We start from the raw sequence: 24,399 nt of genomic DNA, 5'->3' as shown, positions 1-24,399 counted from the left end.
CCCTCCCGCCGCGACCTGTCTCTGGTCGTCTTTAATTTGGAGGAGGGCAAAACGTCCTGTTCACGTTCGTCTGGCAGGTTGTTGAAAACGCAGGCGATGCCGCCAGTGCCGAACAAACACGGCGCGAGCGCGGAGTCTGCGAGTTGTGAATGAGCGGTACTGAAGCTGTTCTGCAGCGTATCAATCGCAAGCGGTGTTCGATCGGGCTGTTGCAATCCCTGTCTGACGCGGCAAAGGCAACGTAGAAGCTTTTCAACGTCCTGTTAGCGAGTCAAACGCATCAAGGAGAACGCCAAGTATGGGAAACGTCCCTTCGCATGACACGACCCCGCCAACTGCAGCGGAAGCCAACGAAGGCATCCCGGCCCCAACGGGCGCGGCCAATCTGATCGACACCGATTACGTCATCGGTCAGGACAACATCAAAGGGCAGTTCGTCTTCGTCCTCGACATTCACGGCAAGGTCTTCACCATCTCCGCGCTGGTCGCGGTGATTTTCGTGGTCCTCACCCTCGCGCTACAGACTGATGTCGAGCCACTGTTCACCGCCCTGCGTGACTGGCTGACGCACCACATGGCCTGGTTCTTCATCGGCGCGGCGAATATCTTCGTCCTGCTTTGCCTGGGCCTGATTGTCTCGCCGCTGGGCCGGGTTCGCATCGGCGGCCGTGAAGCGACCCCCGACTTTTCCTACCTGACCTGGTTCTCCATGCTGTTCGCCGCTGGTATGGGCATCGGCCTGATGTTCTACGGCGTCGCCGAGCCGGTGTCGCACTTCGATGCCGCGATGGGCGGAGTGACCGTGGAGAACGGCGTGCGTACCGATTGGGCGCCGCTTGGCGGGGCCGCCGGCAATGCCGCCGAGGCACAGAGCCTGGCCATGGCTGCGACCATCTTCCACTGGGGCCTGCACCCCTGGGCAATCTACGCCATCGTCGCTCTGGCGCTGGCGATCTTCTCATTCAACAAGGGCCTACCGCTGGCGGTCCGTTCGATCTTCTACCCGATCCTCGGTGAGCGGGTCTGGGGCTGGCCGGGCCACGTGATCGACATCCTCGCGGTGTTCGCCACCCTGTTCGGCCTGGTCACTTCGTTGGGCATCGGCGCAGAGCAGGCGGCAGGTGGTATTGAGCACCTGTTCGGTATCGAGGCGACCAACGCCAGCAAGGTCCTGCTGATCATCGCCATCACCCTGGTGGCGCTGTGCTCGGTGGTGTCCGGGTTGGAGAAGGGCGTGCGTCGGCTGTCGGAGATCAACATCGTCCTGGCTTTCCTGCTGCTCGCTTTCGTCATCATCGCCGGGCCGACGGCGGCCATCGCCTTGGGCTTCTTCGAGAACCTGGGCGCCTACCTGACGCACCTGCCTGCCTTGTCCAACCCGGTTGGTCGTGAAGACGTCAACTTCACTCAGGGCTGGACGGCCTTCTACTGGGCCTGGTGGATCAGCTGGTCGCCGTTCGTGGGCATGTTCATCGCCCGCATCAGCCGTGGTCGTAGCGTGCGCGAGTTCCTCATCGCCGTACTGCTGGTGCCGTCGCTGGTATCGGTGCTGTGGATGACCACCTTCGGCGGTAGCGCTTTCGAGCAGATCGGCGCAGGCCTGAATGGGGTCGCTGACGCGGCGCTGGAGCTGAAGCTGTTCGCCCTGCTCGCCGAGTTGCCGTTGAGTGGCATCATGTCGTTCATCGCCATCGTCCTGGTGATCATGTTCTTCATCACCTCGTCGGACTCGGGATCCCTGGTGATCGACACCATCACCGCCGGCGGCAAGGTCAACGCACCGGTGGTTCAGCGTGTGTTCTGGGCCAGCATCGAAGGCGTGATCGCCATCGCCCTGCTGCTCGGCGGTGGTCTGGTGGCGCTGCAGGCGATGGCCGTGTCGACGGGCCTGCCGTTCACCATCGTGCTGCTGGTGGGTTGCATTTCCATCGTCAAAGGCCTGATGAGCGAGCCGCGTTAGGCGGGCTACCCCCGCATCCGGCGCTTGGCGCCACCTTCTCCCAAGGGAGAAGGGCATCGAGGAGAGCGTCGCTGTGTCCCTCTCCCATTTATGGGAGAGGGACAGGGTTGCCGATCAGATAAGGCCGCCAAAGTGGCCTTTCGTAGGAGCCTCGCCCCGGGGCGAAGCTTTTCAATTGCGCATCGCCCTGGTTCGCGGCGGGGCGCCGCTCCTACGCATTCGCAGCGTCGACGCTCAACTGACTGGCATCAGGGTGAGAGGGGGCTTTCAACGCTCGATCATCGCCCCCTGCCACACACAAAAACGCCGCGAACCTGTCAGGGTTCGCGGCGTTTTTGTATCTGGTGGTCGTGCATCAGCACTCGATGATATTCACCGCCAGGCCGCCACGGGCGGTTTCCTTGTATTTGGTCAGCATGTCGGCGCCGGTTTCGCGCATGGTCTTGATCACCTTGTCCAGGCTTACGTAGTGCGAGCCATCGCCGTACAGCGCCATGCGCGCGGCGTTGATCGCTTTCACCGAGGCGATGGCGTTGCGCTCGATGCAGGGGATCTGCACCAGGCCGCCGACCGGGTCGCAGGTCAGGCCCAGGTGGTGTTCCATGCCGATCTCGGCGGCGTTCTCGACCTGCTCCGGGGTGCCGCCGAGTACCGCGCACAGCGCGCCGGCCGCCATCGAACAGGCCACGCCGACTTCACCCTGGCAGCCGACTTCGGCGCCGCTGATCGAGGCGTTTTCCTTGTAGAGGATGCCGATGGCGCCGGCGGTCAGCAGGAAATCGATGATGCCGCGCTCGCTGGCGCCGGAAATGGCGTTGGCGTAGTAGTGCAGCACCGCCGGGATGATGCCGGCGGCACCGTTGGTCGGTGCCGTCACCACGCGGCCACCGGCGGCGTTCTCCTCGTTCACCGCCAGGGCCCAGAGGTTGACCCAGTCGAGCATGCGCAGCGGGTCTTCCATGTAGCTGCGCTGGAAGCCGCCCAGCTTGCGCGCCAGGATGGCAGCGCGACGGCGTACCTTGAAGCCGCCAGCGAGGATGCCTTCGGTGCGGCAACCACGCTCCACACAGGCCTGCATCACCCTCCAGATTTCCAGCAGGCCGGCGTCGGTTTCTTCGTCATTGCGCCAGTGGCGCTCGTTGCGGCGCATCACTTCGGCGATGCCGATACCGTGCTCGCGGGTCAGCCTGAGCAGGTCGGCGCCGCTGCGGAAGGGCAGCGGCAGGGTGGTGGCATCCGGCGCGATGATCTTCTGCTTGGTGCCATCGGCCAGCACCGCCTCGCTGACCACGAAGCCGCCACCGACCGAGTAGTAGGTGGCCTCGTGCAGCTGGATGCCGGCAGCATCGAAGGCGGCGAAGCGCAGGCCGTTGGCATGCAGGGGAAGCGCCTTGCGGAACATCTTCAGGTCGGCTTTCTCGTCGAAGGCCACGGCGTGCTTGCCGTTCAGGGCGATGCGCCTGTCGCGGCGGATGGTCTCGATGTACTGGGGGACCAGGTCGACGTTGACGGTATCCGGCTCATGGCCACTGAGGCCGAGCAGCACCGCCTTGTCACTGCCGTGGCCCTTGCCGGTGGCGCCCAGCGAACCGTACAGCTCGGCTACCACACGACTCACCTTGGGCATGTGACCGTGATTTTCCAGGGCGTGGGTAAACAACGCAGCGGCGCGCATCGGGCCGACGGTGTGAGAGCTGGACGGGCCGATACCCACTTTGAACAGGTCGAAAACGCTGATAGCCATGGCGGAATTCTTCGTGTCGATTGAACGGGCGCGTGTCCGTTTACACGCGTGCGGATACCTCTATCTAAGGCCGGCTATTTCATTATGTATACTGATTTATTTTTAATGTATTCGTTAGCGACGCTTAACTATTGAGATCGCGCCATGGACATCAACCGCCTGCGAACCCTGCGTGAACTGGCCCGCTGCCGTACCATGGCGGCCGCTGCCGAGTCGCTGCACCTGACGCCGTCGGCCGTGTCGCAACAGGTGTCCCAACTCGAACGCGAAGTCGACGTGGCACTGATCGAGCGGCGAGGGCGCGGCGTGGTACTGACGCCGGCGGGCGAGCGGCTGGTCGCGCATGCCGAGCGCATTCTTACGGTGCTCGATGAGGCGCGCTCGGAGCTGGCACTGCTGCGTGGCGAAATTGCCGGTGAGTTACGCGTGGCAGCCTTCCCCTCCATCGCCGTGGCAGTGATAGCGGATACCGTGCGCAGCCTGCGCATCGCCTATCCGCGCCTGAATGTGGTGGTGCTGGACCTGGAACCGCAGGAAAGCCTCAGCGCGCTCGGCTCCTGGCAGATCGACGTGGCGGTGATCGACGACCTGGCGGTGACGCCCGACGAGAGCCGCGAGCACTACGCGCTGATTCCCCTGACCCAGGATCTGCTGCACGTGTTGCTGCCCATCGACCACGCGCTGGCCAGACGCGACAGCCTGACGATCGCCGATCTGCGTGACGAAGCCTGGGCACTGGATTCCACCGGCAGCTCGTTCGGCGAGTTCATCACCAACCTGTGTCGTCGCTCGGGTTTTGCGCCGCGCATCAACGCTCATTGCGCCGGCTTCGAAATGGTTGCGGCCATGGTCGCCTCGGGCAATTCCATCTCCATCGTTTCCGGCCTGCGCCTGGTGCGCGCGCTGCCGGGCATCACCGCCGTGCCCTTGTTGCCGGATATTCAGCGCGGCGTGTTCCTGGCCTATCGCAAGGGCGAGCGCGACCATCCGGCGGTCAACGTGTTTCTCGACGAGGCGATCTATACCGCGGACAGGGTGCTGGGCTAGCGCCACGCAGCTCTGTAGGAGGAGCCTGTTTTTACGGTTTCTGCTCCGTGGGTGTGACGAGCCCTTGAGCCGCTTCAGCCTCCAGCTTTGCCCTGTCAGCCTTGCTGATGTACTTGGGCTTGTTGCTTCTGGGCGCGAGTTTGGCGTTGGCCTTTTTGGCGTGGGCTTCGAGTAGTTGCTTGATCTTTTTACGGCGGTTCATGGGCGTGTTCTTGCGCTGTTGAATGCTGATGGACGCCACGCGCTGCGTCGGCCCGTGTCGGATTATTCGTAAACGTCGCTGGTTGCCTTCCTGCGCGGAGTGGCTGGAAGGCCAAACGCTTCGCGGCTGAAGCCGCTTCCACGAATGCGGCTGGAGTTTAGCTCCAGAGCGCGCCCACAGGCGTATGCGCCGGATAGTGCGTGGCCACCTGCGCCTGCAGCAGTTCAGCGCAGGCCAGGGCGTCGGTCAGTGCTTGATGGGCCGAGTACAGCGGCAGGCCGTAGCGCAGGCGGCTGTCGGCCAGGCGAATGGAGACGGGGCGGCGGCCGCGCAGGCGCTCCCACCAGCTGACCGTGCGCCTGGGATGCAACCGGGCTTCCAGCTCCATGGTGTCGATGATGGGGAAGGCCAGCCCTTCGCCCAGATACTGGCGCAGCGCCTGGTCGAGAAAATTGCGCTCGATGTTGCGGTAGTGCGCCACCACCACCTTGCCGGCCAGCGCTTCGAGCAGTTCGTCCAGCACGTGTGCCAGGCGCGGCGCATGGCGGATGTCGGAGTGGGTGATGTGGTGAAAGGTCACCGACTCCGCGCTCAGTTCGCTGGTGGGTTTGACCACCCAGTAACGGGCATCACTGCAGCGAATGCGCTGCAGGTTCATCGGTACCAGGCCGAGGCTGACGATGGCGTGCTGGCGTGGATCGAGGCCGGTGGTTTCCACGTCCAGTGCCACCAGCGGCGCGTCGGCCAGTGGCGTATCGGCGGCGATGCAGCCGGTACCGTAATAGGCCTGCAGGCGTTTGTCGCGGCTGTTGGCGGCACGTTCGGCAAAGAGCTGCGGCCAGTCCTGATTCTGATCCGGATTCATTGTGGGCGGGACGCCGCTTGTGCCGGGTAGCGGAAGCGCAGGAACTTCTGCGCGTTGCTCACCACCTGGAAGGCTTCCTTGAGGTGATGGCGTTCGCTGGAGCTGAATTGCTCCGGCTCGACGTAATTGTCGGGCGGGTTGCCGGCCTCCACCTCACGGGCCTGGTGGCGGATGCGCACCAGGCTGAGGAACTCGAAGGCGTAGCGCAGATGTTCCAGCGCTTCCTGCGGAAGCAGCCTGGTGGCGGCGATGGCGTCGAGGCGTTCCAGCGAGTTCTGCGCCTTGGAGCCGCAAGCCAGGGCGTGCACGCGGATCAGGTCGGTCAGCGGCGCCGTGCCGCGGCCCTTGAGGTTGATGATGTTCTTCTGGCGGCCGTCGGTTTCCATGACGAAGGTACGGAAGAAGCCCAGCGGCGGCGTGCGATTGAGCGCATTGCGCGCCAGCGCGGCGAGGAAGGCCGGGCTGGCGCTGGCCTTCTCCGCCAGCAGGTCCTTGAGGTTTTCCACCAGCGCGGTCTTGCCGTACACGCCATCGAGGTCGAAGAAGATGCTGCTGTTGAGCAGGGTTTCCGGGTTGGGGCGTTCGATCCACTGGCTGAAGTAACCACGCCACACCTTCAGCGGCTGGCGCCATTTGGGGTTGCTGGCCATGATCCCGCCCTTGCAGTAGGCATAGCCGCAGGCGGCCAGGCCGTCGCTGACGAACTGCGCCAGTTCGGCGAAGTAGGCGTCGTGCTGGTCCGGGTCGAAGCTGTCGTCGAGCACCAGGGCATTGTCCTGGTCGGTCAGCAGCAGCTGTTCGTCACGGGCCATCGAGCCGGCGATCATGAAGCAGTAGGGCACCGGCGGCGGTCCGAGTTTCTCCTCGGCAAGCACCAGCAGACGCCGAGTGAAGGCGCGGCCGATGCTGCTCATGGCGCGGCCGACCATATGCGCGCTGGCATCGTCGGCAACCATGCGCACGAAGGTGGCGTGCAGATCCGGCAGCAGACTTCTGAGGTCTTCCACCGAGTTTCTGTTGAAGATGCTGTTGACCAGATACAGGCTGCTGCGCGACTCGTAGCGGATGACGTCGGCCAGCGAGATCATGCCCACCGGGCGCCGCCGTTGCAGCACGGGCAGGTGGTGGATGTTGTTGCGCAGCATGCACAGCATGGCCTCGAACACCGACTCGTCGGCCTGCACGGTAACCGGGGCGGGGGTCATCACCTGGCTGACCGGTGTTTCGCCTGGCAGCCCTTCGGCCAGCACGCGGGTGCGCAGGTCGCGATCGGTAAGGATGCCGGCCATCACCTGATTCTGCTGATCGGCGACCTGAACCTGGGCGGGGTTGGGCCAGAGCCTGCCGGGGTTGACGATGATCACCGAGGACACGCTCTGCTCGCTCATCACCCTGGCCACCTGCTGCACCGGCATGTCCAGCGGGACGCTGACCGGCGAGCGGCTGATCAGCTTGCGCACCTTGATCTTCATCAGCTCGCTGGCTTTGCCGTGACTATCCTCAAGGGCAGACTTGAGCCGCGACTGGCCTTCGGCCTCGACGAAATCGGCGAAGCTGTCGAACTGATCGCAGAGCTGCTGAAACAGGGTGCCAGGGATGAAATAGATCAGGCTGTCTTCCAGTGCCCTGGCCGCCAGGCGTACCTTGTTGCCACGCAGCAGACCGGCCTGGCCGAAGATGTCGCCTTCGGTCAGGCGGTTGTGCAGTTCGCCTCCGCGGCGGTGGATTTCCACCGCGCCGCTGCGAACATAGTGCAACTCGTGGATCGGCGCGCCGGTAGCGAGGATCTCGCTGCCGGCCTTGAAATAGCCGACCTGCACCTGGCGGGCGATTTCGTCGAGTGTCTGCTCCGGCAGGTTGTCGAAGGGGGCGAAGCGATTCAGGTGATCGCGGATCTCGATCAGCTCGATCTGCATCTGGAACCTCGCTGGCAGGCTGGAACTAGAGAATACGGGCATAACCCCGGGATGTCCTCCCGGGCTGTCCCGATGAGGACGTTGTCTGTGACAACAGACCAAGCAAGGAGAAGGTATGCAGCATTCGGCTTTATGGTGGAGCGTGGGCATCCTGCTCCTGCTCGTGCTCGCGGGCGTGACGGTCTTCTACTACAACCGCCTGGTGTTCAACCGTCATCGCGTGGCCGAGGCCTGGAGCGGCATCGATGTGCAGCTCAAGCGCCGCTCCAGCCTGATTCCGGCGCTGGTGGAATGCGTGCGCCAGTACATGGGTTACGAACAGAGAACGCTGGAAGCCTTGGTGCAGGAGCGCACGCGTGCCGTGCAACTGGCCGATTCGCCGCTGGGCCAGCGCGCGCCGGTCGAGGCGCAGCTGAGCAGCCAGTTGCGTCAGCTGTTCGCCCTGGTCGAGGCTTATCCCGAACTCAAGGCCGACAGCCAGTTTCGCGAACTGCAGGGCAACATCAGCGAGGTCGAGAACCATATCCAGATGGCCCGGCGTTACTACAACGGTGCCGTGCGCGAGCTGAACGTGCTGGTCGAGTCGGTGCCGAGCAACCTGGTGGCGCGTCTGTTCGCCTTCACCCAGGCAGAGTACTTCGCGCTGGATGATCCGCGTGACGGTCAATCCCCGAGGATGGAGTTCTGAGCATGCAAGGATGGCTGCGTGGTCTGTTGCTGATCTGCTGCCTGTTGCCCGGCCTGGTGTCGGCGCAGGAGGTGATCGAGAATTTCGCCGTCAGCCTGCAGGTCGAGGCAGACGGCAACCTGCTGGTGACGGAACGGATTACCGTGCGGGCCGAAGGTCGCGATATTCGCCGCGGTATCTATCGCGATCTGCCGGTCAGCTACGCGCTGCCGTCGGGGCTGGAGCAGAGCAGCCCGATCACCCTGCTGGGCGTGACCCGCGACGGGCGTGAAGAGGCCGTGCACAGCGAGCGCAAAGGCGCCTGGGTGCGTTATTACCTCGGCTCGGCGGACAGGCTGCTCGACCCGGGTCGCTATCGCTACGAGCTGCGTTACCGTGTCGAGCGCATCCTCCTGCATCACGCCGAGACCGACGAGCTGTACTGGAACGTGACCGGCAATGGCTGGGTATTTCCCATCCGCCAGGCTTCGGTCGAGGTGCATCTGCCTGCGGGAGCGCGCATCGGCCAGGCGACGGCCTATACCGGTGCAGAAGGTGATCAGGGGCGGGATTTCCGGATACTCGAACGCCGCGATGACTACCTGCGCCTGGCCACTACCAGAGAGTTGCCCGCCCATCATGGCCTTACGGTTGCCCTGGACTGGCCGGCCGGGCTGGTGCCGCGGCCAGGCGCCGCGGAAAACGCCAGGCGCGCCTTGCTGGACAACCTCGGCCTGGGCATCGGCGCGCTGGCGCTGATCGGCCTGCTGCTGTTCTACCTAAGTGCCTGGAATCGCGTCGGCCGCGACCCGCAGAAGGGTGTGATCATCCCGCTGTTCGAGGGGCCGCAGGGCATGAGCGCGGTGCAGGCTGGCTATCTCTGGCATCGCGGACTGCGTGGTGGGTTTTCGTCTTCGCGCGCGTTCAGCGTCTGGCTGACCGACATGGCCATCGGCAAGCACCTGCAGATCGCGGACAGACCGCGCAATGGTTTCATTCTGTCGCGCAAGGGGGGGCGAGATGACCTCGGCGCGGCGGACCGCGAGTTGACTGATCGCCTGTTCAAGACAGGCAAGCAGGGCGATTCGATCACCATCGGCAAGAAATACGAGCCTCGCCTGGCAGATACGCTGAGCGCCCTGCAAAGCCAGCTGCAGCAGCAGGGCAAGGCCTGGTTCAGCAATAACCGCGGCCTCTGGAGCTTTGGTCTGATCTGGGCGGTGATCGCCTGTGTGACGATGCTGGCGATGAGCGCCCATGGCGACGAGCTGGCCACCGGGGTGGCCGGTCTGGTGTTTACCCTTGGGTTCGGCTTGCCTTCGCTGATGCTTATCAACAAGGCCCGGCGCCAGGCCGGCTTTTTCCGCAAGATCGTCTCGGTTGTGATGGCGCTGATGTTCGTCTGGCCGGTGCCGATTGGTTTGCTGATGATCGCCGAGGCAGCGTCCCTGCCGGTCCTGCTGCTGAGCGTGCTGTACTTCGTGTTGGTGGTGGTTTTCTATTACCTGATGCCGGCCCCTACGCTGGAAGGGCGACGCCTGCTCGATACGCTTGAGGGTTATCGCAACTACCTGCAACTGGCCGAGCAGGATGCCCTGGCGCTGGCGGCCGATGCTCCGGCGATGAGCATTGCCCTGTACGAACGTTACCTTCCCTATGCCATGGCGCTCGGCATGGAGGACAAGTGGAGTGCGCGCTTCAGCGCCGCCCTGGCCAGCGGCCTGATTGATCCGGCGCAGCGTGATTATCAGCCGGCCTGGTATCACAGCCGCAGCAGCTACAGCTCTCCACAGGCCTTGAGCAGCGCCCTGGCCGCGGGCCTGAGCAGCGCCACAGCACTGGCTTCGTCACCGCCGGCGAGCAGTTCGTCGAGCGGCGGTGGTTCGTCCGGTGGTGGCTCTTCGGGCGGTGGCGGTGGAGGAGGCGGCGGTGGGGGCTGGTAGGTCGTTGGCGCTGCGCCGACCTCAGCCCCAGTTCCAATGGCTCTCCGCTACCGCGTCGTGGGCGTGAAGGCTTTCCGCATGCACCACCTTGAGGCGGAAGGCGCTGGCCTGCGGTAGTTGGCGCAGCGCGCGGTGCAGGCGTCGCGCGGCGTCTTCGCAGAACATCAGGTTCTGCCCGTTGGCCAGGGCGAAGGCCTGTTCGTCGGCGCGTTTCACCGCCGTCTGCACGGCTGTGCCAAGGGCCTGCTCGGCGCTGTCGATCAACGCAAGCACGGGCAGGTCGACGCAGCCTGGCGCCAGGCGCAATTGCAGGATCGCCGTGCTGCGCTGGCTGTGCGGCGTGGCGACGATGCCCTGGGTCGAGCCGAGCCAGTCGAGCACCTCCAGGTAATCCATGGGCTGCGTCGCGAAGGTTTCGGCGAAGCGCTGCTGGATCAGCTGCCGCGCCAGCGCTGCCGAGCAGGGGCAGGTGGACGAGTAGGCGACCTCGACCTGCAGCTCGATGGTCACGCCACGGCCATCCTGTCTGGCGTGCAGTTCGAAGGGGTAGGTCTTCCAGCCGTGCAGCGGGCTGACCAGCGCCGGGCGTTTGAGCGGTACCTCGCCGCGCAGGGTCAGGGTGGCGCTGTCGGACAGTGCCTGGTGGCTGCCCAGGCAGTCGTCCAGCACCTGCAACACCGCTGGCACGTTCAATTCCTGATGCACCAGGCGCTGCGCGGCCAGGTACAGACGCGACATGTGGATGCCGCGTGCGCCGGCATCATCGAGGCTCACGCCGATGTCGGCAGTGGCTGTCACGGCGGCGTCCGCCAGGCGAATGGGCAGGGCGATGCCGGCCATGCCGACCCAGTCCAGCGGCAGGTCGTGATGAGTGGCTTGGGCGGCAATATCCGGCAGGGGCTGGTCGTTCATCGTAAATCCGTGGGTAGCTGTCAGAAATAAATGTTATGTTATAACAATTAAAACAAGCTAGCCGATTTGCCATGACCCTGACCGCGACCACCGAAGCCGAGCTGCTGGCCCAGCCAGCCGATGCCTACATGAACGATGTCCAGCAGCAGTTCTTCCGCGAGCTGCTGCTGGCCCAGCGTGCCGAGTTGCAGGTGCGCATCGACGAGGAATTCACCGAGCTGCGCCAACCCGATACCAGCAGCGACGTGGCCGACATCGGCGCCGCCGAGGAACAGCGGCAATGGCAGCTGCGCCTGCTGGAGCGGGAAAAGAAGCTGCTGGACAAGATCGACCAGGCGCTCGAACGCCTGGCGCGTGGCGAATACGGCTGGTGCGCCGAGACCGGCGAGCCCATCGGCCTCAAGCGCCTGCTGCTGCGCCCGACCGCGACCCTGTGCATCGAAGCCAAGGAGCGTCAGGAACAGCGCGAAAAACATCAGCGTGACCGTGACTGAACGAGGAGCACCCCATGAACCCGCGTCTACCCGTTACCGTGCTGTCCGGCTTTCTCGGCGCCGGCAAGAGCACTCTGCTCAACCATGTGTTGAAGAACCGCGACGGCCTGAAGGTCGCGGTGATCGTCAACGACATGAGCGAAATCAACATCGACGGCAGCGAAGTGCAGCGCGACGTCAGCCTCAATCGTGCCGAAGAAAAGCTGGTGGAGATGAGCAACGGCTGCATCTGCTGCACCCTGCGCGAAGACCTGCTCGAAGAGGTCGCCCGCCTGGCCAGCGACGGGCGCTTCGACTACCTGCTGATCGAATCCACCGGGATCAGCGAGCCATTGCCGGTGGCCGAAACCTTCACCTTCCGCGACGAGCAGGGCCGCAGCCTGTCCGACCTGGCGCGGCTCGACACCATGGTCACGGTGGTCGACGGGGTGAATTTCCTGCGTGACTTCCACGCTGCGGAAAGCCTGGCCAGCCGTGGCGAAACCCTCGGTGAGGAGGACGAGCGCTCGATCACCGACCTGCTGATCGAACAGGTGGAGTTCGCCGACGTCATCCTCATCAGCAAGATCGACCTGATCAGCCAGGCCGAGCGCGAAGAGCTGATGGCCATCCTTCGTGGGCTCAACACCCATGCCGACATCCAGGCCATGAGCATGGGCCAGATCGCCCTGGAGAAGATCCTCGACACCGGCCGTTTCGACTTCGACCGCGCTTCGCAGGCGCCGGGCTGGCTCAAGGAACTGCGCGGCGAGCACGTGCCGGAAACCGAGGAGTACGGCATCGCCTCCAGCGCCTACCGCGCGCGCCGGCCGTTTCATCCGCAGCGTTTCTTCAACTTCCTCTCGCAGGAATGGCACAACGGCCGCCTGCTACGCTCCAAGGGCTTCTTCTGGCTGGCCAGCAAGTACCAGGAAGCCGGCAGCTGGTCGCAGGCTGGCGGTCTGATGCGCCACGGCCTGGCCGGGCGCTGGTGGCGCTTCGTGCCCAAGCAGCACTGGCCGCAGGACGAAGAAGGTCTGCAGGCGATCATGAAACACTGGAGCGCCGAGGTCGGCGACTGCCGCCAGGAGCTGGTGTTCATCGGCCAGAACATTGATTTCGAGCGCCTCACCCGCGAGCTGGACGACTGCCTGTTGACCGACGTGGAAATGGCCGGCGGCCCCGAGGCCTGGCGCCTGCTGCCCGACCCGTTTGGCCCCTGGCAACAGGAGGCGGCCTGATGTTCGCCCTGCAGTTGCCGAAAGCGTCCCGGCAGGTGCTGGACGAAGATATCGGCGTGCTGGGCGAGGTGCTGCACGACGGCGTCAACCTGGCGGTCTGGCAGCGCCGCCTGCCGGCGCAGATCGCCGACTTCGCCGAGACGCTGCTGGCCCAGGGCGAGCCGCTGGCGCAATCCATGACCCTGGAGCTGGCGCAGCCAGACAGTGAGCCGAACCTCGCCGGCCTGGTGGCACAGTACGCCGACCTGCCGGGCCAGGCGGCCTTTCTCGCCGACGTGGACTGGCTGGTGCGTGCCTATGCCTGCTTGCTCGATGCCCGGCGCATCGGCCTGCGCTTGCGTGCGCTGGACAAGGCCATGTGCCCGCGCTTTCACGTCGACCATGTGCCGTTGCGGCTGATTACCAGCTATGCCGGCGTGGGCAGCGACTGGCTGGAGGAGGGCGTCATGCCGCGCAGCCGGCTCGGCCAACCCGGGGCAGAGCCGCAGGACGAGGCGTTGATCCAGCGCCTGGAGGCCGGGCATGTGGCGTTGGCCAAGGGCGAGAAATGGCACGGCAATGAGGGGCGCGGGTTGATCCACCGCTCACCGCAGCCGCCGGCCGGACAGCGACGCTTGCTGCTGACCCTGGATTGGTTGGCCTGAGCGAGAGCGTTGGTTGGTGGTTCTCCGTAGGGTGCGCCGTGCGCACCGCGAATACCGCGGTGTTTGTCGGTGCGCACGGCCTAGGCGGCCCCGCGACCCCGCGACCCCCTACGGATAGCGGCAAGCCCTTAAAAAATAGGCCGGAGCGACTGCCCCGGCCTTAAGCACCAACAGATCATGTCGAGGCGTGATTCGACATGCGGGTCATGTGAGGTACCCGAGGTCATTAGGCGCCTGTTGGGTGACAGTTTGATGTCAGCGTTCCGCGTAGGGCGGGTGCAACCCGCCAAGCAGGGAGTGGCGGGTTGCACCCGCCCTACAACACTCGGCTCAGGGTTTGATCCACGTGCCCTGATACTGGCTGGTGCAGGCCGGCTCCAGGTACAGCGCGTCGCTGGCCACGCCGTAGTAGTGGATGTCCTGCAGGTACAGGTCGCTGCCGGCGCGTGCATTTTTGCAGACGCCATAGGCGCCCTGCGGGCACTGCTCGACGAATTCCACCTCGACCGTCTGCCCCTGCAACTGCGGCTGGCAGAAGCCGTCGCGAAACAGCGTGGCGGGAATGTTGCGATTCTCCTGACAGACCTTCACGTCCAGGCGCTCGGCCTGGCTATGCACCACGCAGGCTTCGGCCAGGGCCAGGCCCGGTAGCAGGGAAAACAGCAACAGCCATACACGCATCGTTTCGACTCCCGAAAAACTGCCGGCGAATCTAACATGCTGTTTCCGTGCAGTCTGTGCTGGCACTTGTCTGGCGAACCACCGACCATAAACCCATGCTTAGTCAAATCCCCACTCACCTCATTGCCGGCCCGCTGGGTGCCGGCAAGACCAGCCTGATCCGCCACCTGCTGGCGCAGAAGCCGGCGGGTGAGCGCTGGGCGGTGCTGATCAACGAATTCGGCCAGATCGGCCTGGACGCAGCCCTGCTCGAACAGGGCGACGATGGTATCGCCCTGGCCGAAGTGGCCGGTGGTTGTCTGTGTTGCGTCAACGGCGCGCCGTTTCAGGTCGGCCTCGGCCGTCTGCTGCGCAAGGCCAGGCCTCATCGTCTGCTGATCGAGCCGTCAGGCCTGGGCCATCCGGCGCAGTTGCTGGCGCAATTGCGTCAGCCGCCCTGGCTCGGCGTACTGGCCGTGCAGCCGGCGCTGCTGGTGCTGGATGCTGCCGCGCTGGCCAGCGGTCAGTCGCTGCCTGATGTGCAGCGTCAGGCGCTGGATGATGCCGGTCTGCTGCTGCTGAACAAGAGCGAAGGGCTGGACGATGCGAGCCGGGCACGGATTGCCGCGAACCTGCCGCCCGTGCCGCTGTATTGGAGTGCGCAGGGGCAGCTCGACCTGGCACTGTTGCCGGGCCTGTCGGCGCGGGCTTCGCCAAACGACGTGAGTACCGCGTTACCCACAGCCGCGCCCGCTCTGGCGCAGATCTGGCGCAACGCCGGCGAGCCGGTCTGCCAGGTGCAGGATCAAGCCGAGGGCTGGAGCATTGGCTGGCGCTGGCACCCGAGCCAGCGTTTCGATCTCGCGCAGATCAGCCAGTGGCTGCAGCGCATGGATTGGCGCAGGGCCAAGGCCGTGCTGCATGGCGCCGAAGGCTGGCGCTCGCTGAATGCCTTGCAGGGGCAGGCGCTGCAGGCCTGGAGTCCGAGCGAATGGCGCAAGGATTCAAGGCTGGAGCTGATCTTCGCCGTAGCGCAGGACGAAGCGGCCCTGCGCGCCGATATGGCGGCCTGTCGGCTGTAAGCGGGCGCCGGGGTGGCGCCCGCCAGCGCTCAGTCGGTGGTAATCCGCGAGTGGGTGCGGGTGTCCTTCATGGTGACGTACACCAGCAGCGAGCAGGCGATGCAGCCGGTCACGTACCAGTAGAAGCCGCTTTCCAGGCCGACGCTCTTGAACCACAGCGCCACGTACTCGGCGGTGCCGCCGAAGATCGACACGGTCAGCGCGTACGGCAGACCGACGCCCAGGGCGCGGATCTCGGTGGGGAACAGCTCGGCCTTCACCACGGCGTTGATCGAGGTGTAGCCGCTGACGATGATCAGCGCCGCCATGATCAGGAAGAACGCGCCCCACCAGGTCTGCACGGTGTGCAGGGTGGTCAGGATCGGGTAGGTGAACAGCGTGCCCAGCACGCCGAAGGCGATCAGGATCGGCCGCCGACCGATCTTGTCCGACAGCGCGCCGACCAGCGGCTGCAACAGCATGAACAGGAACAACGTGGCGGCCGAGATCATGGTCGAGTCGTTCTTGCTCATGCCCACGGTATTGACCAGGTACTTCTGCATGTAGGTGGTGTAGGTGTAGAAGGCCAGGGTACCGCCCATGGTCAGACCGACCACGGTGAGCAGTTCCTTGGGATGGCGCAGCAGGGTGCGCATGATGTTTTCCTTCGGTGCCTCGGTCTTCTTGAACGAGTCGGTTTCCTCCATGCCGCGACGCAGGTACATGGCCACCACGGCGCACAGTGCACCGATCACGAAGGGCACACGCCAGCCCCAGGTTTCCAGCTGTTCGACGGTCAGGGTCTGCTGCAGGACGATCAGCACGGCCAGGGCGATGAGCTGACCTGAGATCAGCGTCACGTACTGGAAACTGGAGAAGAAACCGCGGTTCTCCTTGGTCGCCATTTCCGACAGGTAGGTGGCCGAGGTGCCGTACTCGCCGCCTACCGACAGGCCCTGCAACAGGCGCGCGATCACCAGCAGGATGGGCGCGGCGACGCCGATGGTCTCGTAGCTGGGGGTCAGGGCGATGATCAGCGAGCCGAAGCACATCAGCAGCACCGAAGCCAGCAGGGCGGCCTTGCGCCCCTTGCGGTCGGCGTAGATGCCCATCAGCCAGCCGCCTATCGGGCGCATCAGAAAGCCAACGGCGAAGATCGCGGCGGTGTTCAGAAGCTGGGCGGTCAGGTCGCCTTGCGGGAAGAAGGCCTTGGCGAAGTACAGCGAGAAGGCGGCATAGACATACCAGTCGTACCACTCGACCAGGTTGCCGACCGAGCCGCTGAAAATCGATTTGATGCGTTGGGACGTGGTGCGCGTAGGCGCGGAGGCAGGCAGCGTGCTGGTGCTTTCCATCAGGGGATCCTCGATCTCGTCATTGTTCTTGTACGCATGAACATGCGCTGGCAGGCCTCATTGCAGAAGCTGTGCCATGGATCGAGAGGCCCGTGCCACGGGCCTTGCAGCGAGATTCAGGGGAACGGATCTAGCGGATTTCTGCTAGCTGATGGTGTGGCCTAGCGGATTCTTGCCAGGCGGCGGGGGGCAGCTCGGCGCGTTGTCGTCGAGGAAGTCGGTGCGTTGCAGGCCGTGGCGCTGCATCTTTTCGTTGAGGGTGCGGCGCGGCAGTTGCAGCAGCTCGGTGACCAGCTTCATATCGCCGTGGCAGCTGGCCAGGGCTTCGCGCAGGCACTGGGCCTCGTAAGCCTCCATGCGTGCGCTGAGCGAGTTGTCGGCCGTGGCACTGTCGCCACCGGCGCCGGGTAGCGCCAGCACATGGCGTTCGGCGGCGTTGACCAGCTCACGCACGTTGCCCGGCCAGTCGTGGGCCAGCAGGTGAGCCAGCAGCGTGGGCGGAATTGGCGGCAGCGGACGGCCGAAGCGCTCGGCGATCTGCCGCGCGTGGTACTCGAACAGCGCTGGCACGTCCTCGCGTCGCTCGCGCAGCGCCGGCAGTTGCAGTTCGGCAACATGCAGGCGATACAGCAGATCCTGGCGGAACGTCCCCTCGCGTACCCGCTCATGCAGATCCGGTTTGGTCGCGGCGACCACCCGCAGATCCAGGTCGATCACCTGGTTGGAGCCGAGGCGCTCGAGCTGGCGCTCTTGCAGCACGCGCAGCAGCTTGACCTGCTGGCTCATGGGCATGCTCTCGATCTCGTCGAGAAACAGGGTGCCGCCGTTGGCGTGCTCGATCTTGCCGATGCGCTTGCCCTGGGCACCGGTGAAGGCGCCGCTCTCGTGGCCGAACAGCTCGCTCTCGAACAGGTGCTCGGGGATGGCGGCGCAATTGACCGCGACGAAGGCACTCTGCGCGCGCGGCCCGAAGTCGTGCAGGCAGCGGGCGACCAGCTCCTTGCCGCTGCCGGTCTCGCCACGCATCAGCACGTTGGCCGGGGTCTGTGCCAACTCCAGCACCTGGCGGCGCAGTTGCACCATGCTGGCGGAAGACCCGAGCAGGCGCCCGGCCAGTTCGTCCTTGTGCTCGACCTGCTGGCGCAGCTGGCGGTTCTCGCGGGTCAGCTGGCGCTTTTCCAGGGCCCTGCGCAGGCTGCCGAGCAGGCGCTCGGGGGTGAAGGGTTTCTCGATGAAGTCATAGGCGCCCAGGCGCATCGCTTCCACCGCCTGGGGCACGTCACCGTGGGCGGTCACCAGCAGGAAGGGCAGTTCGGGGTCGCGCGCCAGTACTTCCTCCAGCAGGGCCATGCCATCCATGCCGGGCATACGCAGATCGCTGATCACCACGCCGGGGAAGTCTTCCGGCAGCAGCGTCAGGCATTCCTTGGCGCTCGCGCACAACTGCACGGCGAAGCCGGAGCGCTCCAGCCATTGGCGTACGGCCTCGCGGATGGGGGCCTCGTCATCGACGAAAATCACGCTGGGTTTCATGCGGGCTCCTCTGGGGCGTCAGTGGCGGGCAGGCGCAGGGTGAAACAGGCACCACCCTCGGCGCGGTTAGCAGCCTGCAGGTCGCCGTCCAGTTCACGGACGATGGCGTAGGACACCGCCAGGCCGAGGCCCAGGCCATCGCCTACCGGCTTGGTGGTGAAGAACGGATCGAATAGCTGCGGTAGGGCTTCGGGTTCGATGCCGGTGCCGTTATCGGCGATGCTTAACGACCAATACCCATCGCGCAGGGTCAGGTCGATACGCAGCTGTGGCGAAGCGCAGCCCTGCATCGCATCCAGTGCGTTGCGCAGCAGATTCACCAGGACCTGCTCCAGACGGATGGCGTCGCCGCTGACCCAGACGCCCTGCGCCGGATCGCGGTGTATCGACACCGGCACGTCGCGCAGGCGCGGTTCCAGCAACTGCATGGCCTTGTCCAGCACCTCGCCCAGCTCCAGGGTCTCGCGCAGCCCGCCGGGGCTCTTGCGGGCGTAGGTCTTCAGGTGGCCGGCCAGGGCGGCCATGCGTTGCAGCAGTTCTTCATGACGGGGCAGGGACTGGCGTGCTTCTTCCAGCTCGCCGTCGTCGAGAATCATGCGCAGGGTGGTCAGGTGCACTTGCAGGGCCGTCAGCGGCTGGTTGATCTCGTGGGCCAGCGCCGCCGACATCTGACCCAGCGCGGCCAGCTTGGCGGCCTGAACCAGACTTTCCTGGGCGGTGCGCAGGTCAGCGGTGCGCTGCTCGACCAGCGCTTGCAGCTCCTCGCGGGTACGCTGGCGCAGGCGGGCGATGCGCCAGCGCTGTTGCAGCACCAGGCCGAGTAGAAACACCGCTACCCAGGCGCCGCCGGCGGCCAAGCCGGCCGCGTGGGTATTGTCGGCGATGCTGCGGGTATCGCGCAGCAGGTGCAGCGTCCAGCCTTCGCTGGTCAGCTCACGGGTTTCCCACAGGTAGTCGCCGGCCAGTTCCGGGCTGTCCACGCGTACCAGGCGGCCACTGTCGGCCTGGGCCGGGCGCTGCTGGTAATGCAGGGGCGCCAGCGGTTTCTTGTCGTACTGGCGGGTGCTGGCCAGCGTCTCGCGCACCTCGGCGCTGATCGGTTGCAGCTCGCGATAACGCCAGGCACTGCGGTTGGCGATAAAGGTGATGCCGTGGGGATCACTGACCAGCAGCACGTGCGGGCTCTGGCTCCAGGCCTGCTCGATGCCGGGGAATTCCAGTTTCACCACCACCGCACCGAGAAAGCGACCGCTGCCATCACGCACCGCGTGCGAGAGGAAATAGCCGGGGATGCCGCTGGTCACGCCGACCGCGTAGAAGCGTCCGGTGTCCTGGCGCTGCGCCTCGAGGAAGTAGGGACGGAAGCTGTAATCATGACCGACGTAGCTGGTCGGCAGCCGCCAGTTGCTGGCAGCGATGTCCAGCCCTTCGGCATTCATCAGTTGCAGGGTCGAGGAATGGGCAGAGGCGTTGATGGCCTCCAGCTTGAGGTTCAGGCGGTGTTGCAGCACGGGCGTCAGCGGCTGCTGCAAGGCGGCTTCGAGTTCCGGGTCGAGCGCCAGCACGGCAGGCAGCGCGCGGTAGCGGTCGATCAGGGTCTGCAGGGTGCCGGCGTAGGCGGCCAGTTGCTCCTGTGCCTGCTGCCCCGCATCTTGCAAGCGAAGGCGTTCGGCCTGTCGTTCGGCCAGGTATACCGACAGCAACAGGCCGCAGAGCAGCAGGGCGATCAGTGCAAAGGGACGCAGGAGGCGGGTGTGCATAAGTCGGCGGTCGCGTCTTGATTTCAGGCTGCCGCCACAGTTGTGGGCAGTAGGGTGAGGAACATATTGCCGGGGGTCAGCATGACGACGGGCACTCGCGACGTTGGGGTGACCAGCTTACCCGATCCGACGCTGCTGCCCATCTGCGGTTCGTCTCGGCCAACTGGTAAACTCGCCGCGCCCCTGTTGCTGTGGATAACCTTCATGCACCTGCTGCCCTGGTCTCATGACACCTCTGCCGGTTTCACCCTGCGCGGCTGGCATACGCCGCCATCGGGCAAGCCGCTGCTGCATTTTCTGCATGGCAATGGCTACTGCGGGCGCGTCTACACACCGATGCTGGCCGCGTTGGCCGAGGACTTCGATCTCTGGCTGTGCGATGTGCAGGGCCATGGCGACAGCGATCATGGCGGGCGCTTCCATGGCTGGAATCGTAACGCCGAACTGGCGGTAGAGGCGTTCGAGGCATTGCGCGCACCATTCGAAGAGGTGCCGCGCTTCGCCCTCGGCCACAGCTTTGGCGGCGTGCTGAGCAGTTTGATCCTGGCGCGTCATCCCGAACTGTTCCAACGCGCGGTGCTGCTTGATCCGGTGCTGTTCAGCCCGGCAATGATCGGGGTGATGGCGTTGTCCGACGTCGTCGGCCTGGCGCAGCGCAGCGGCATGGCGAAGAAGGCGCGCAAGCGTCGCCGGCAGTGGCCGGATCGCGCCAGTGCATATGCCGCGCTGCATGGTCGCGGCATGTTTCGTGGCTGGGACGAGGAGGCTTTCGCTGCCTATATCGAGCATGCGCTGAAAGACGTGGATGGTGCTGTCGAACTGAAATGCCGGCCGAGCCGCGAGGCCGAGATATTCGGCTCCTATCCTCGTCGTCTGTGGCCGTCGCTGGCCAAGGTGACGACCCCCACCGAAGTGATTCACGGCGTCAGCACTTACCCCTTCGTGGCGCGCTCCGTGGCGCGCTGGTGCGCGGGCAATGGCCATGTGCGCAGCCAGGTGGTGCCGGGCGGGCACTGCTTCATGCAGGAGCAGCCGCGCGACAGCGCCGAGCGTGTCGCCGATTTTCTGCTGCAGCGAGGCTGAGTCAGGCTAGTACTACTGGGCCTTGCGCCGCCAGTCTTCAAGGCGGATGACGTTACCCGGATCTGCATGCTGCACCGCGACCGGCTCGGGCTGCGGTTCCAGCACCGGGTGCGGCTCCAGCTCGATGCGCCCGAGATGCGGGCCGAACATGCTGATATGCCCGCGCAGACGCTGCTCACCGGTGACGGTGAATTCGAAGTCGTACAGCCGCGCCAGGCGACGCTGCCCATTGCCGTCACGCTGAATGGCCAGGCGGCGCAGCGCCACGGCGCCGTCGAGCAGTTCCACGTCGAGTCTGGCGCAATGCTGCTTGGCGAAGGCCAGCGCGCGTTCGCGAATGCCATGGCCGCGCCACAGCCAGGCGCAGGCAGCGGCGAACAGCATCAGCAGAAAGACATCGAACAGATCGATCATGAGGACTCCGGCACAGGAGCTGCCAGCTTACCCCATCTGGCCGGCGTTGCTGAGACCCGTTCCTCCGGCGCGGGGCTCAGATCAGCAACAGTTCACGAGCACGACTGATGGCCTGTGAGCGGCTGTTGACGCCGAGCTTCTCGTGCACGCTCTTGCGGTGGCTTTTTACCGTGCCTTCGGAGATGCCCAGCAGCGCGGCGATTTCCTTGTTGATATAGCCCGCCGCGACCAGGCTGATGATCTCGGTTTCCCGTGGACTCAGACGGAAATTGGCCGCCACGCGCGCGTTGCGCTCGGCGAACGGCTTGTCGTCGGCAGTGGTTTGCAGAACGCTGCGCAGCCACTCCTCCAGATTGCCGGAGAGCAGCCGGTTCTGCCGCCGTGACCAGTTCAGCAGCTCCAGCAGGTAAGGGCGCGCCTGCTGTATGCGGTAGCTGTAGTTGCCCTGGCGCAGCAGCGCCGCCGCGCGGTGAAAATGTTCGAAGGCGGCATTGAACCGGCGCAGGGCAAAGCGCGCACGCATGCTCAGCAACTCGATGCTGACCTGGGCGCGGTTATCCAGGGTCAGCGGGTAGTTGAGCTTGAGTTTGTCGAGCATGCTCAGGCAGTCGTGCGGGCGGCCCATGTCCAGATGCAGCTCCGCGCAGGCGAGCATGGCCTGCAGGCGGGGTAACCAGTGGTAGGCGTCATTCTCCGTACCGTTGAGCACGTGTTGCAGCGTTTCGCCCTCGATCATCTGTATGGCCTGCGCCCATTGCTGCGCGCGGGCGTACTCGCGCAGCCGGGCGATCGCCATGAACTGGCTCAGGCGCGGGTACTGGCGTTCGCAGGCAAAGCGTTCGCCCTGGCGGATGACCTCCAGTGCTGCATCCAGGCCATCACGGCGGCCGGCGATTTCCGCCGCCGCACTGAACGACAAGGCGTACAGGCGCATCCAGCCATTGATCGAATGCACCTGCTGCAGTGCCGGTGCCAACAGTTCCCAGGCTTCATTGAGCTCATTCTGTTCGTAGTGCACCAGGGCCCGCACCATCTGCGCCGCGAGCACTTCGTAGGAGTCATTGACGCCGTCGCTGCAGGCCTGGCGCAAGGCTTCTTCACTGCTCAGGCGCGCCTGATCCAGCGACTGTGTGGCCAGTTCCGCGCTGATACGGTGCAGCAGGATAAAGACCGTGATGCGGTTTTCCTGGGGCTGCTGCATGGCCTGCATGCCCAGGCGGCAGACCTGCGCGACGCGTACGTAATCGCACAGCTCGACATGGTAGAAGGCCAGCACCGAGGCAATGCTGGCGGCCAGCAGCGGTTCGCTGGCCAGCAGCTGGTGCATGTACTGATCCAGACGCTGGGTGTATTCGAGCTGGCAGGGTTCATCAAACGAGACATGCAGCACCACACGTATCAGCAGGGCCCAGGCCTGCACCACATGCGGGTCGCTGCCGGCGGCGATCTCGCTGAAGCCATGGGTGTAGCTCCAGGCCTGTTCCAGCCCCGTGCGCGCTTCATGGAAGCGGCCACAACGGATGCGCTGATACAACTGGCTGATAAACAGCAGAGGCAGTTCGCCTGCCTGCTGCGGGGTGATCTGTTGCTCCAGGGTAATGTTGCGTCCGGGGCCGACCTGCACGGTGATGCCACCGGCTTCTTCGATGATGCGCGCAGCCACCGGCGTGCAACTGAGCCCGGTGGCATGATGCACCGCTTCCGCATGGTGTCCCCCGGCCAACAGGCGCTGCGCCGCAAACAGTTTCAGCGCTTCATAACGTGCCGGGTCTTCACGGCGCAGGCGCTCGCTCAGGTACTTGGAAAAGACCGGGTGAAAGGCCACCCATTCACGGCGCTCGTCGGCGTAGGCGAGAAACAAACCGTTTTCGATCTGCTCGTCCACCAGTTGCCAGGTGCACGGTGGTTCCGGCATGGCGGCGAGCAGGGCGGGGGTGAAGCGCTCGAACACGCTCAGTTGCATGAGGGCCTGCAGGGTCTGCGCCGGCAGCTTGGCGGCGAACTGATCGTCGAAGTACTCCTGCATCTCCACCGGGATGGTGTTTTCCGAGCGGCTGCTAAGCAAGCGCCGGCAGCAATCGGGGTTGCGTTGCAGCAGGCGCAGACCTGCCGGCCAGCCATCGACAAAGTTGTTGAGGTAGTCGGCTTCGTAGGCGCTGTAGCTGTCTCCGAGGATCTGCTGCGCCTCTGCGCTGTTCATGCGCAGCTGCCGTGGCCCGACCACGTTGACCAGACCGCGCAGCCGCGCGTTGTGCAGCAGGGTGCCGCGTACGCGGGTGGCGCTGGTGTACAGAGTGCTGCTGGCCGGCAGGCTGAGCATGAACCATTCGGCCAGGGCATGGGCGATGGGGTTATGCAGCTGTTCCAGGCCGTCGATGAACGCCAGGCAGTGTTCGGGGATGTCCTCCAGGCTCTCCGTACCGTCACCCATGGGCAGTTCAAAGGCTTCGCTCAGGTGCTTGCGCAGACGCTGCGGGTCATTGTCCTCGGGGGTCAGGCTGAGCCAGTGAACGCGCTGCTGACGCTGTTGATGGTAGTGATACAGCGTCTGCAGCAGGGCGGTTTTACTGAAACCGTGTGGTCCGGCCAGAACAGTGATCTTGCCGCTGGCGTCGTCCAGCAGCGCGGTCAGCAGGGCCGGTCGCTCGATCAGCGCTTCGAGCATACGCGGCGGGCTGTAGCGACTGGAGACGGTCGGCTGCCGGCCAGCGGGCGATGCCTGAGTGGTGGGCGTGACCATTATCCCTTACCTGATTCTTATCCACTGCGTGATAGCGATCCCGGAGGACCCTACCTGGAGTCGAAGGTAGACAGCGGGCGGTAGCGCCCAGATGGCATCACGTACCTGTTGGTAAATGGGCTCAGGACGGATCGTAACACTTGGTATGAGCTGTCCACCTCCCCCGTTTGGAGGAGGTA

20 protein-coding genes are annotated in these 24,399 nt (G+C 64.9%); 9 read left to right on the top strand and 11 right to left on the bottom strand.

Going from position 1 to position 24,399, the window contains the following annotated elements; translation table 11 throughout:
• Window positions 1-298: 298 nt before the first annotated feature.
• Entirely contained in the window at window positions 299-1,960 is a 1,662-nt protein-coding gene (locus OEG79_RS20835; protein WP_264146836.1) for a BCCT family transporter, read from the top strand.
• A 355-nt stretch (window positions 1,961-2,315) separates the two neighbouring features.
• Here OEG79_RS20835 and OEG79_RS20830 read toward each other — a convergent pair whose 3' ends face one another.
• Window positions 2,316-3,704 carry an L-serine ammonia-lyase gene (locus OEG79_RS20830; protein ID WP_264146835.1) on the bottom strand — a complete coding sequence of 463 codons (1,389 nt, stop codon included), beginning with the start codon at window positions 3,702-3,704 and terminating at the stop codon, window positions 2,316-2,318.
• A gap of 144 nt (window positions 3,705-3,848) precedes the next feature.
• Here OEG79_RS20830 and OEG79_RS20825 point away from each other — a divergent pair, with 144 nt between their 5' ends.
• Window positions 3,849-4,751, top strand: a complete 903-nt coding sequence (locus tag OEG79_RS20825) for a LysR family transcriptional regulator (RefSeq protein ID WP_264146834.1) — start codon at window positions 3,849-3,851, stop codon at window positions 4,749-4,751.
• Between the two features lie 31 nt (window positions 4,752-4,782).
• Here the strand turns inward: OEG79_RS20825 and OEG79_RS20820 are convergent, their stop codons facing one another.
• The 3 genes from OEG79_RS20820 to OEG79_RS20810 form a co-directional block, all read right to left on the bottom strand.
• Complete coding sequence (locus OEG79_RS20820) at window positions 4,783-4,953, bottom strand: DUF2986 domain-containing protein (RefSeq protein ID WP_264146833.1); 171 nt, start codon at window positions 4,951-4,953, stop codon at window positions 4,783-4,785.
• A 157-nt stretch (window positions 4,954-5,110) separates the two neighbouring features.
• Window positions 5,111-5,818, bottom strand: a complete 708-nt coding sequence (locus OEG79_RS20815; RefSeq protein WP_264146832.1) for a 3'-5' exonuclease — start codon at window positions 5,816-5,818, stop codon at window positions 5,111-5,113.
• Window positions 5,815-7,734 carry a DUF294 nucleotidyltransferase-like domain-containing protein gene (locus OEG79_RS20810; protein WP_264146831.1) on the bottom strand — a complete coding sequence of 640 codons (1,920 nt, stop codon included), beginning with the start codon at window positions 7,732-7,734 and terminating at the stop codon, window positions 5,815-5,817. Before OEG79_RS20810 ends, OEG79_RS20815 begins: the two co-directional genes overlap by 4 nt.
• 115 nt (window positions 7,735-7,849) lie before the next feature.
• Here OEG79_RS20810 and OEG79_RS20805 point away from each other — a divergent pair, with 115 nt between their 5' ends.
• Together OEG79_RS20805 and OEG79_RS20800 are read left to right on the top strand one after the other, a co-directional pair.
• A complete protein-coding gene (locus tag OEG79_RS20805; protein ID WP_264146830.1) occupies window positions 7,850-8,422 on the top strand; it encodes a LemA family protein in 573 nt (190 codons plus the stop codon).
• A 2-nt stretch (window positions 8,423-8,424) separates the two neighbouring features.
• The gene (locus OEG79_RS20800; protein ID WP_264146829.1) at window positions 8,425-10,344 is read left to right on the top strand and encodes a DUF2207 domain-containing protein; all 1,920 of its coding nucleotides are present in this window, start codon (window positions 8,425-8,427) and stop codon (window positions 10,342-10,344) included.
• A gap of 21 nt (window positions 10,345-10,365) precedes the next feature.
• Here the strand turns inward: OEG79_RS20800 and folE2 are convergent, their stop codons facing one another.
• A complete protein-coding gene (folE2, locus tag OEG79_RS20795) occupies window positions 10,366-11,256 on the bottom strand; it encodes a GTP cyclohydrolase FolE2 (RefSeq protein ID WP_264146828.1) in 891 nt (296 codons plus the stop codon).
• Window positions 11,257-11,327: 71 nt separating this feature from the next.
• On the opposite strand from folE2, the gene dksA reads away from it, so the two are divergent.
• From dksA to OEG79_RS20780, 3 genes are read left to right on the top strand one after another with little or no spacing between them, the layout of a single operon-like run.
• Window positions 11,328-11,750, top strand: coding sequence for an RNA polymerase-binding protein DksA (gene dksA / locus OEG79_RS20790; RefSeq protein ID WP_264146827.1), 423 nt, complete (start codon window positions 11,328-11,330; stop codon window positions 11,748-11,750).
• Window positions 11,751-11,764: 14 nt separating this feature from the next.
• Window positions 11,765-12,970: a zinc metallochaperone GTPase ZigA gene (gene zigA, locus OEG79_RS20785; RefSeq protein ID WP_264146826.1), complete on the top strand. Its 1,206-nt coding sequence runs from the start codon at window positions 11,765-11,767 to the stop codon at window positions 12,968-12,970.
• On the top strand, window positions 12,970-13,614 hold the full coding sequence (locus OEG79_RS20780; RefSeq protein ID WP_119694949.1) for a DUF1826 domain-containing protein: 645 nt from the start codon (window positions 12,970-12,972) through the stop codon (window positions 13,612-13,614). Before zigA ends, OEG79_RS20780 begins: the two co-directional genes overlap by 1 nt.
• Before the next feature lie 330 nt (window positions 13,615-13,944).
• Here the strand turns inward: OEG79_RS20780 and OEG79_RS20775 are convergent, their stop codons facing one another.
• Window positions 13,945-14,295: an NADH:ubiquinone oxidoreductase gene (locus OEG79_RS20775; protein WP_264146825.1), complete on the bottom strand. Its 351-nt coding sequence runs from the start codon at window positions 14,293-14,295 to the stop codon at window positions 13,945-13,947.
• A 95-nt stretch (window positions 14,296-14,390) separates the two neighbouring features.
• On the opposite strand from OEG79_RS20775, the gene OEG79_RS20770 reads away from it, so the two are divergent.
• Window positions 14,391-15,356, top strand: a complete 966-nt coding sequence (locus OEG79_RS20770) for a CobW family GTP-binding protein (RefSeq protein WP_264146824.1) — start codon at window positions 14,391-14,393, stop codon at window positions 15,354-15,356.
• Between the two features lie 29 nt (window positions 15,357-15,385).
• Here OEG79_RS20770 and OEG79_RS20765 read toward each other — a convergent pair whose 3' ends face one another.
• From OEG79_RS20765 to OEG79_RS20755, 3 genes are all read right to left on the bottom strand, one after another.
• Entirely contained in the window at window positions 15,386-16,690 is a 1,305-nt protein-coding gene (locus OEG79_RS20765) for an MFS transporter (protein WP_182369349.1), read from the bottom strand.
• A gap of 144 nt (window positions 16,691-16,834) precedes the next feature.
• The gene (locus OEG79_RS20760; RefSeq protein ID WP_264146823.1) at window positions 16,835-18,223 is read right to left on the bottom strand and encodes a sigma-54-dependent transcriptional regulator; all 1,389 of its coding nucleotides are present in this window, start codon (window positions 18,221-18,223) and stop codon (window positions 16,835-16,837) included.
• Window positions 18,220-19,983, bottom strand: a complete 1,764-nt coding sequence (locus OEG79_RS20755) for a sensor histidine kinase (protein ID WP_264146822.1) — start codon at window positions 19,981-19,983, stop codon at window positions 18,220-18,222. Before OEG79_RS20755 ends, OEG79_RS20760 begins: the two co-directional genes overlap by 4 nt.
• Before the next feature lie 204 nt (window positions 19,984-20,187).
• On the opposite strand from OEG79_RS20755, the gene OEG79_RS20750 reads away from it, so the two are divergent.
• Window positions 20,188-21,066, top strand: a complete 879-nt coding sequence (locus OEG79_RS20750) for an alpha/beta fold hydrolase (RefSeq protein ID WP_264146821.1) — start codon at window positions 20,188-20,190, stop codon at window positions 21,064-21,066.
• A 12-nt stretch (window positions 21,067-21,078) separates the two neighbouring features.
• On the opposite strand, the gene OEG79_RS20745 is transcribed toward OEG79_RS20750, so the two are convergent.
• Window positions 21,079-21,480: a DUF3301 domain-containing protein gene (locus OEG79_RS20745; protein ID WP_264146820.1), complete on the bottom strand. Its 402-nt coding sequence runs from the start codon at window positions 21,478-21,480 to the stop codon at window positions 21,079-21,081.
• Window positions 21,481-21,556: 76 nt separating this feature from the next.
• A complete protein-coding gene (locus OEG79_RS20740; RefSeq protein ID WP_264146819.1) occupies window positions 21,557-24,220 on the bottom strand; it encodes a LuxR C-terminal-related transcriptional regulator in 2,664 nt (887 codons plus the stop codon).
• Window positions 24,221-24,399: the final 179 nt, after the last annotated feature.

Source organism: Pseudomonas sp. Z8(2022), from assembly GCF_025837155.1.
Lineage (GTDB): Bacteria > Pseudomonadota > Gammaproteobacteria > Pseudomonadales > Pseudomonadaceae > Aquipseudomonas.
Note: the sequence above shows the minus strand (reverse complement) of the source record. Positions and strands in the feature narration are given on the sequence as shown.

Excerpts from the sequence above, each read along its gene's own strand:
- OEG79_RS20770 (WP_264146824.1), top strand. The coding sequence starts at position 14,391 with ATGCTTAGTCAAATCCCCACTCACCTCATTGCCGGCCCGCTGGGTGCC.
- OEG79_RS20780 (WP_119694949.1), top strand. The coding sequence starts at position 12,970 with ATGTTCGCCCTGCAGTTGCCGAAAGCGTCCCGGCAGGTGCTGGACGAA.
- OEG79_RS20800 (WP_264146829.1), top strand. The coding sequence starts at position 8,425 with ATGCAAGGATGGCTGCGTGGTCTGTTGCTGATCTGCTGCCTGTTGCCC.
- OEG79_RS20750 (WP_264146821.1), top strand. The coding sequence starts at position 20,188 with ATGCACCTGCTGCCCTGGTCTCATGACACCTCTGCCGGTTTCACCCTG.
- OEG79_RS20765 (WP_182369349.1), bottom strand. The coding sequence starts at position 16,690 with ATGGAAAGCACCAGCACGCTGCCTGCCTCCGCGCCTACGCGCACCACG.
- OEG79_RS20815 (WP_264146832.1), bottom strand. The coding sequence starts at position 5,818 with ATGAATCCGGATCAGAATCAGGACTGGCCGCAGCTCTTTGCCGAACGT.
- OEG79_RS20760 (WP_264146823.1), bottom strand. The coding sequence starts at position 18,223 with ATGAAACCCAGCGTGATTTTCGTCGATGACGAGGCCCCCATCCGCGAG.
- OEG79_RS20820 (WP_264146833.1), bottom strand. The coding sequence starts at position 4,953 with ATGAACCGCCGTAAAAAGATCAAGCAACTACTCGAAGCCCACGCCAAA.
- zigA (WP_264146826.1), top strand. The coding sequence starts at position 11,765 with ATGAACCCGCGTCTACCCGTTACCGTGCTGTCCGGCTTTCTCGGCGCC.
- OEG79_RS20825 (WP_264146834.1), top strand. The coding sequence starts at position 3,849 with ATGGACATCAACCGCCTGCGAACCCTGCGTGAACTGGCCCGCTGCCGT.
- OEG79_RS20830 (WP_264146835.1), bottom strand. The coding sequence starts at position 3,704 with ATGGCTATCAGCGTTTTCGACCTGTTCAAAGTGGGTATCGGCCCGTCC.
- OEG79_RS20775 (WP_264146825.1), bottom strand. The coding sequence starts at position 14,295 with ATGCGTGTATGGCTGTTGCTGTTTTCCCTGCTACCGGGCCTGGCCCTG.
- OEG79_RS20835 (WP_264146836.1), top strand. The coding sequence starts at position 299 with ATGGGAAACGTCCCTTCGCATGACACGACCCCGCCAACTGCAGCGGAA.
- OEG79_RS20745 (WP_264146820.1), bottom strand. The coding sequence starts at position 21,480 with ATGATCGATCTGTTCGATGTCTTTCTGCTGATGCTGTTCGCCGCTGCC.
- OEG79_RS20740 (WP_264146819.1), bottom strand. The coding sequence starts at position 24,220 with ATGGTCACGCCCACCACTCAGGCATCGCCCGCTGGCCGGCAGCCGACC.
- OEG79_RS20810 (WP_264146831.1), bottom strand. The coding sequence starts at position 7,734 with ATGCAGATCGAGCTGATCGAGATCCGCGATCACCTGAATCGCTTCGCC.
- OEG79_RS20805 (WP_264146830.1), top strand. The coding sequence starts at position 7,850 with ATGCAGCATTCGGCTTTATGGTGGAGCGTGGGCATCCTGCTCCTGCTC.
- OEG79_RS20755 (WP_264146822.1), bottom strand. The coding sequence starts at position 19,983 with ATGCACACCCGCCTCCTGCGTCCCTTTGCACTGATCGCCCTGCTGCTC.
- folE2 (WP_264146828.1), bottom strand. The coding sequence starts at position 11,256 with ATGAACGACCAGCCCCTGCCGGATATTGCCGCCCAAGCCACTCATCAC.
- dksA (WP_264146827.1), top strand. The coding sequence starts at position 11,328 with ATGACCCTGACCGCGACCACCGAAGCCGAGCTGCTGGCCCAGCCAGCC.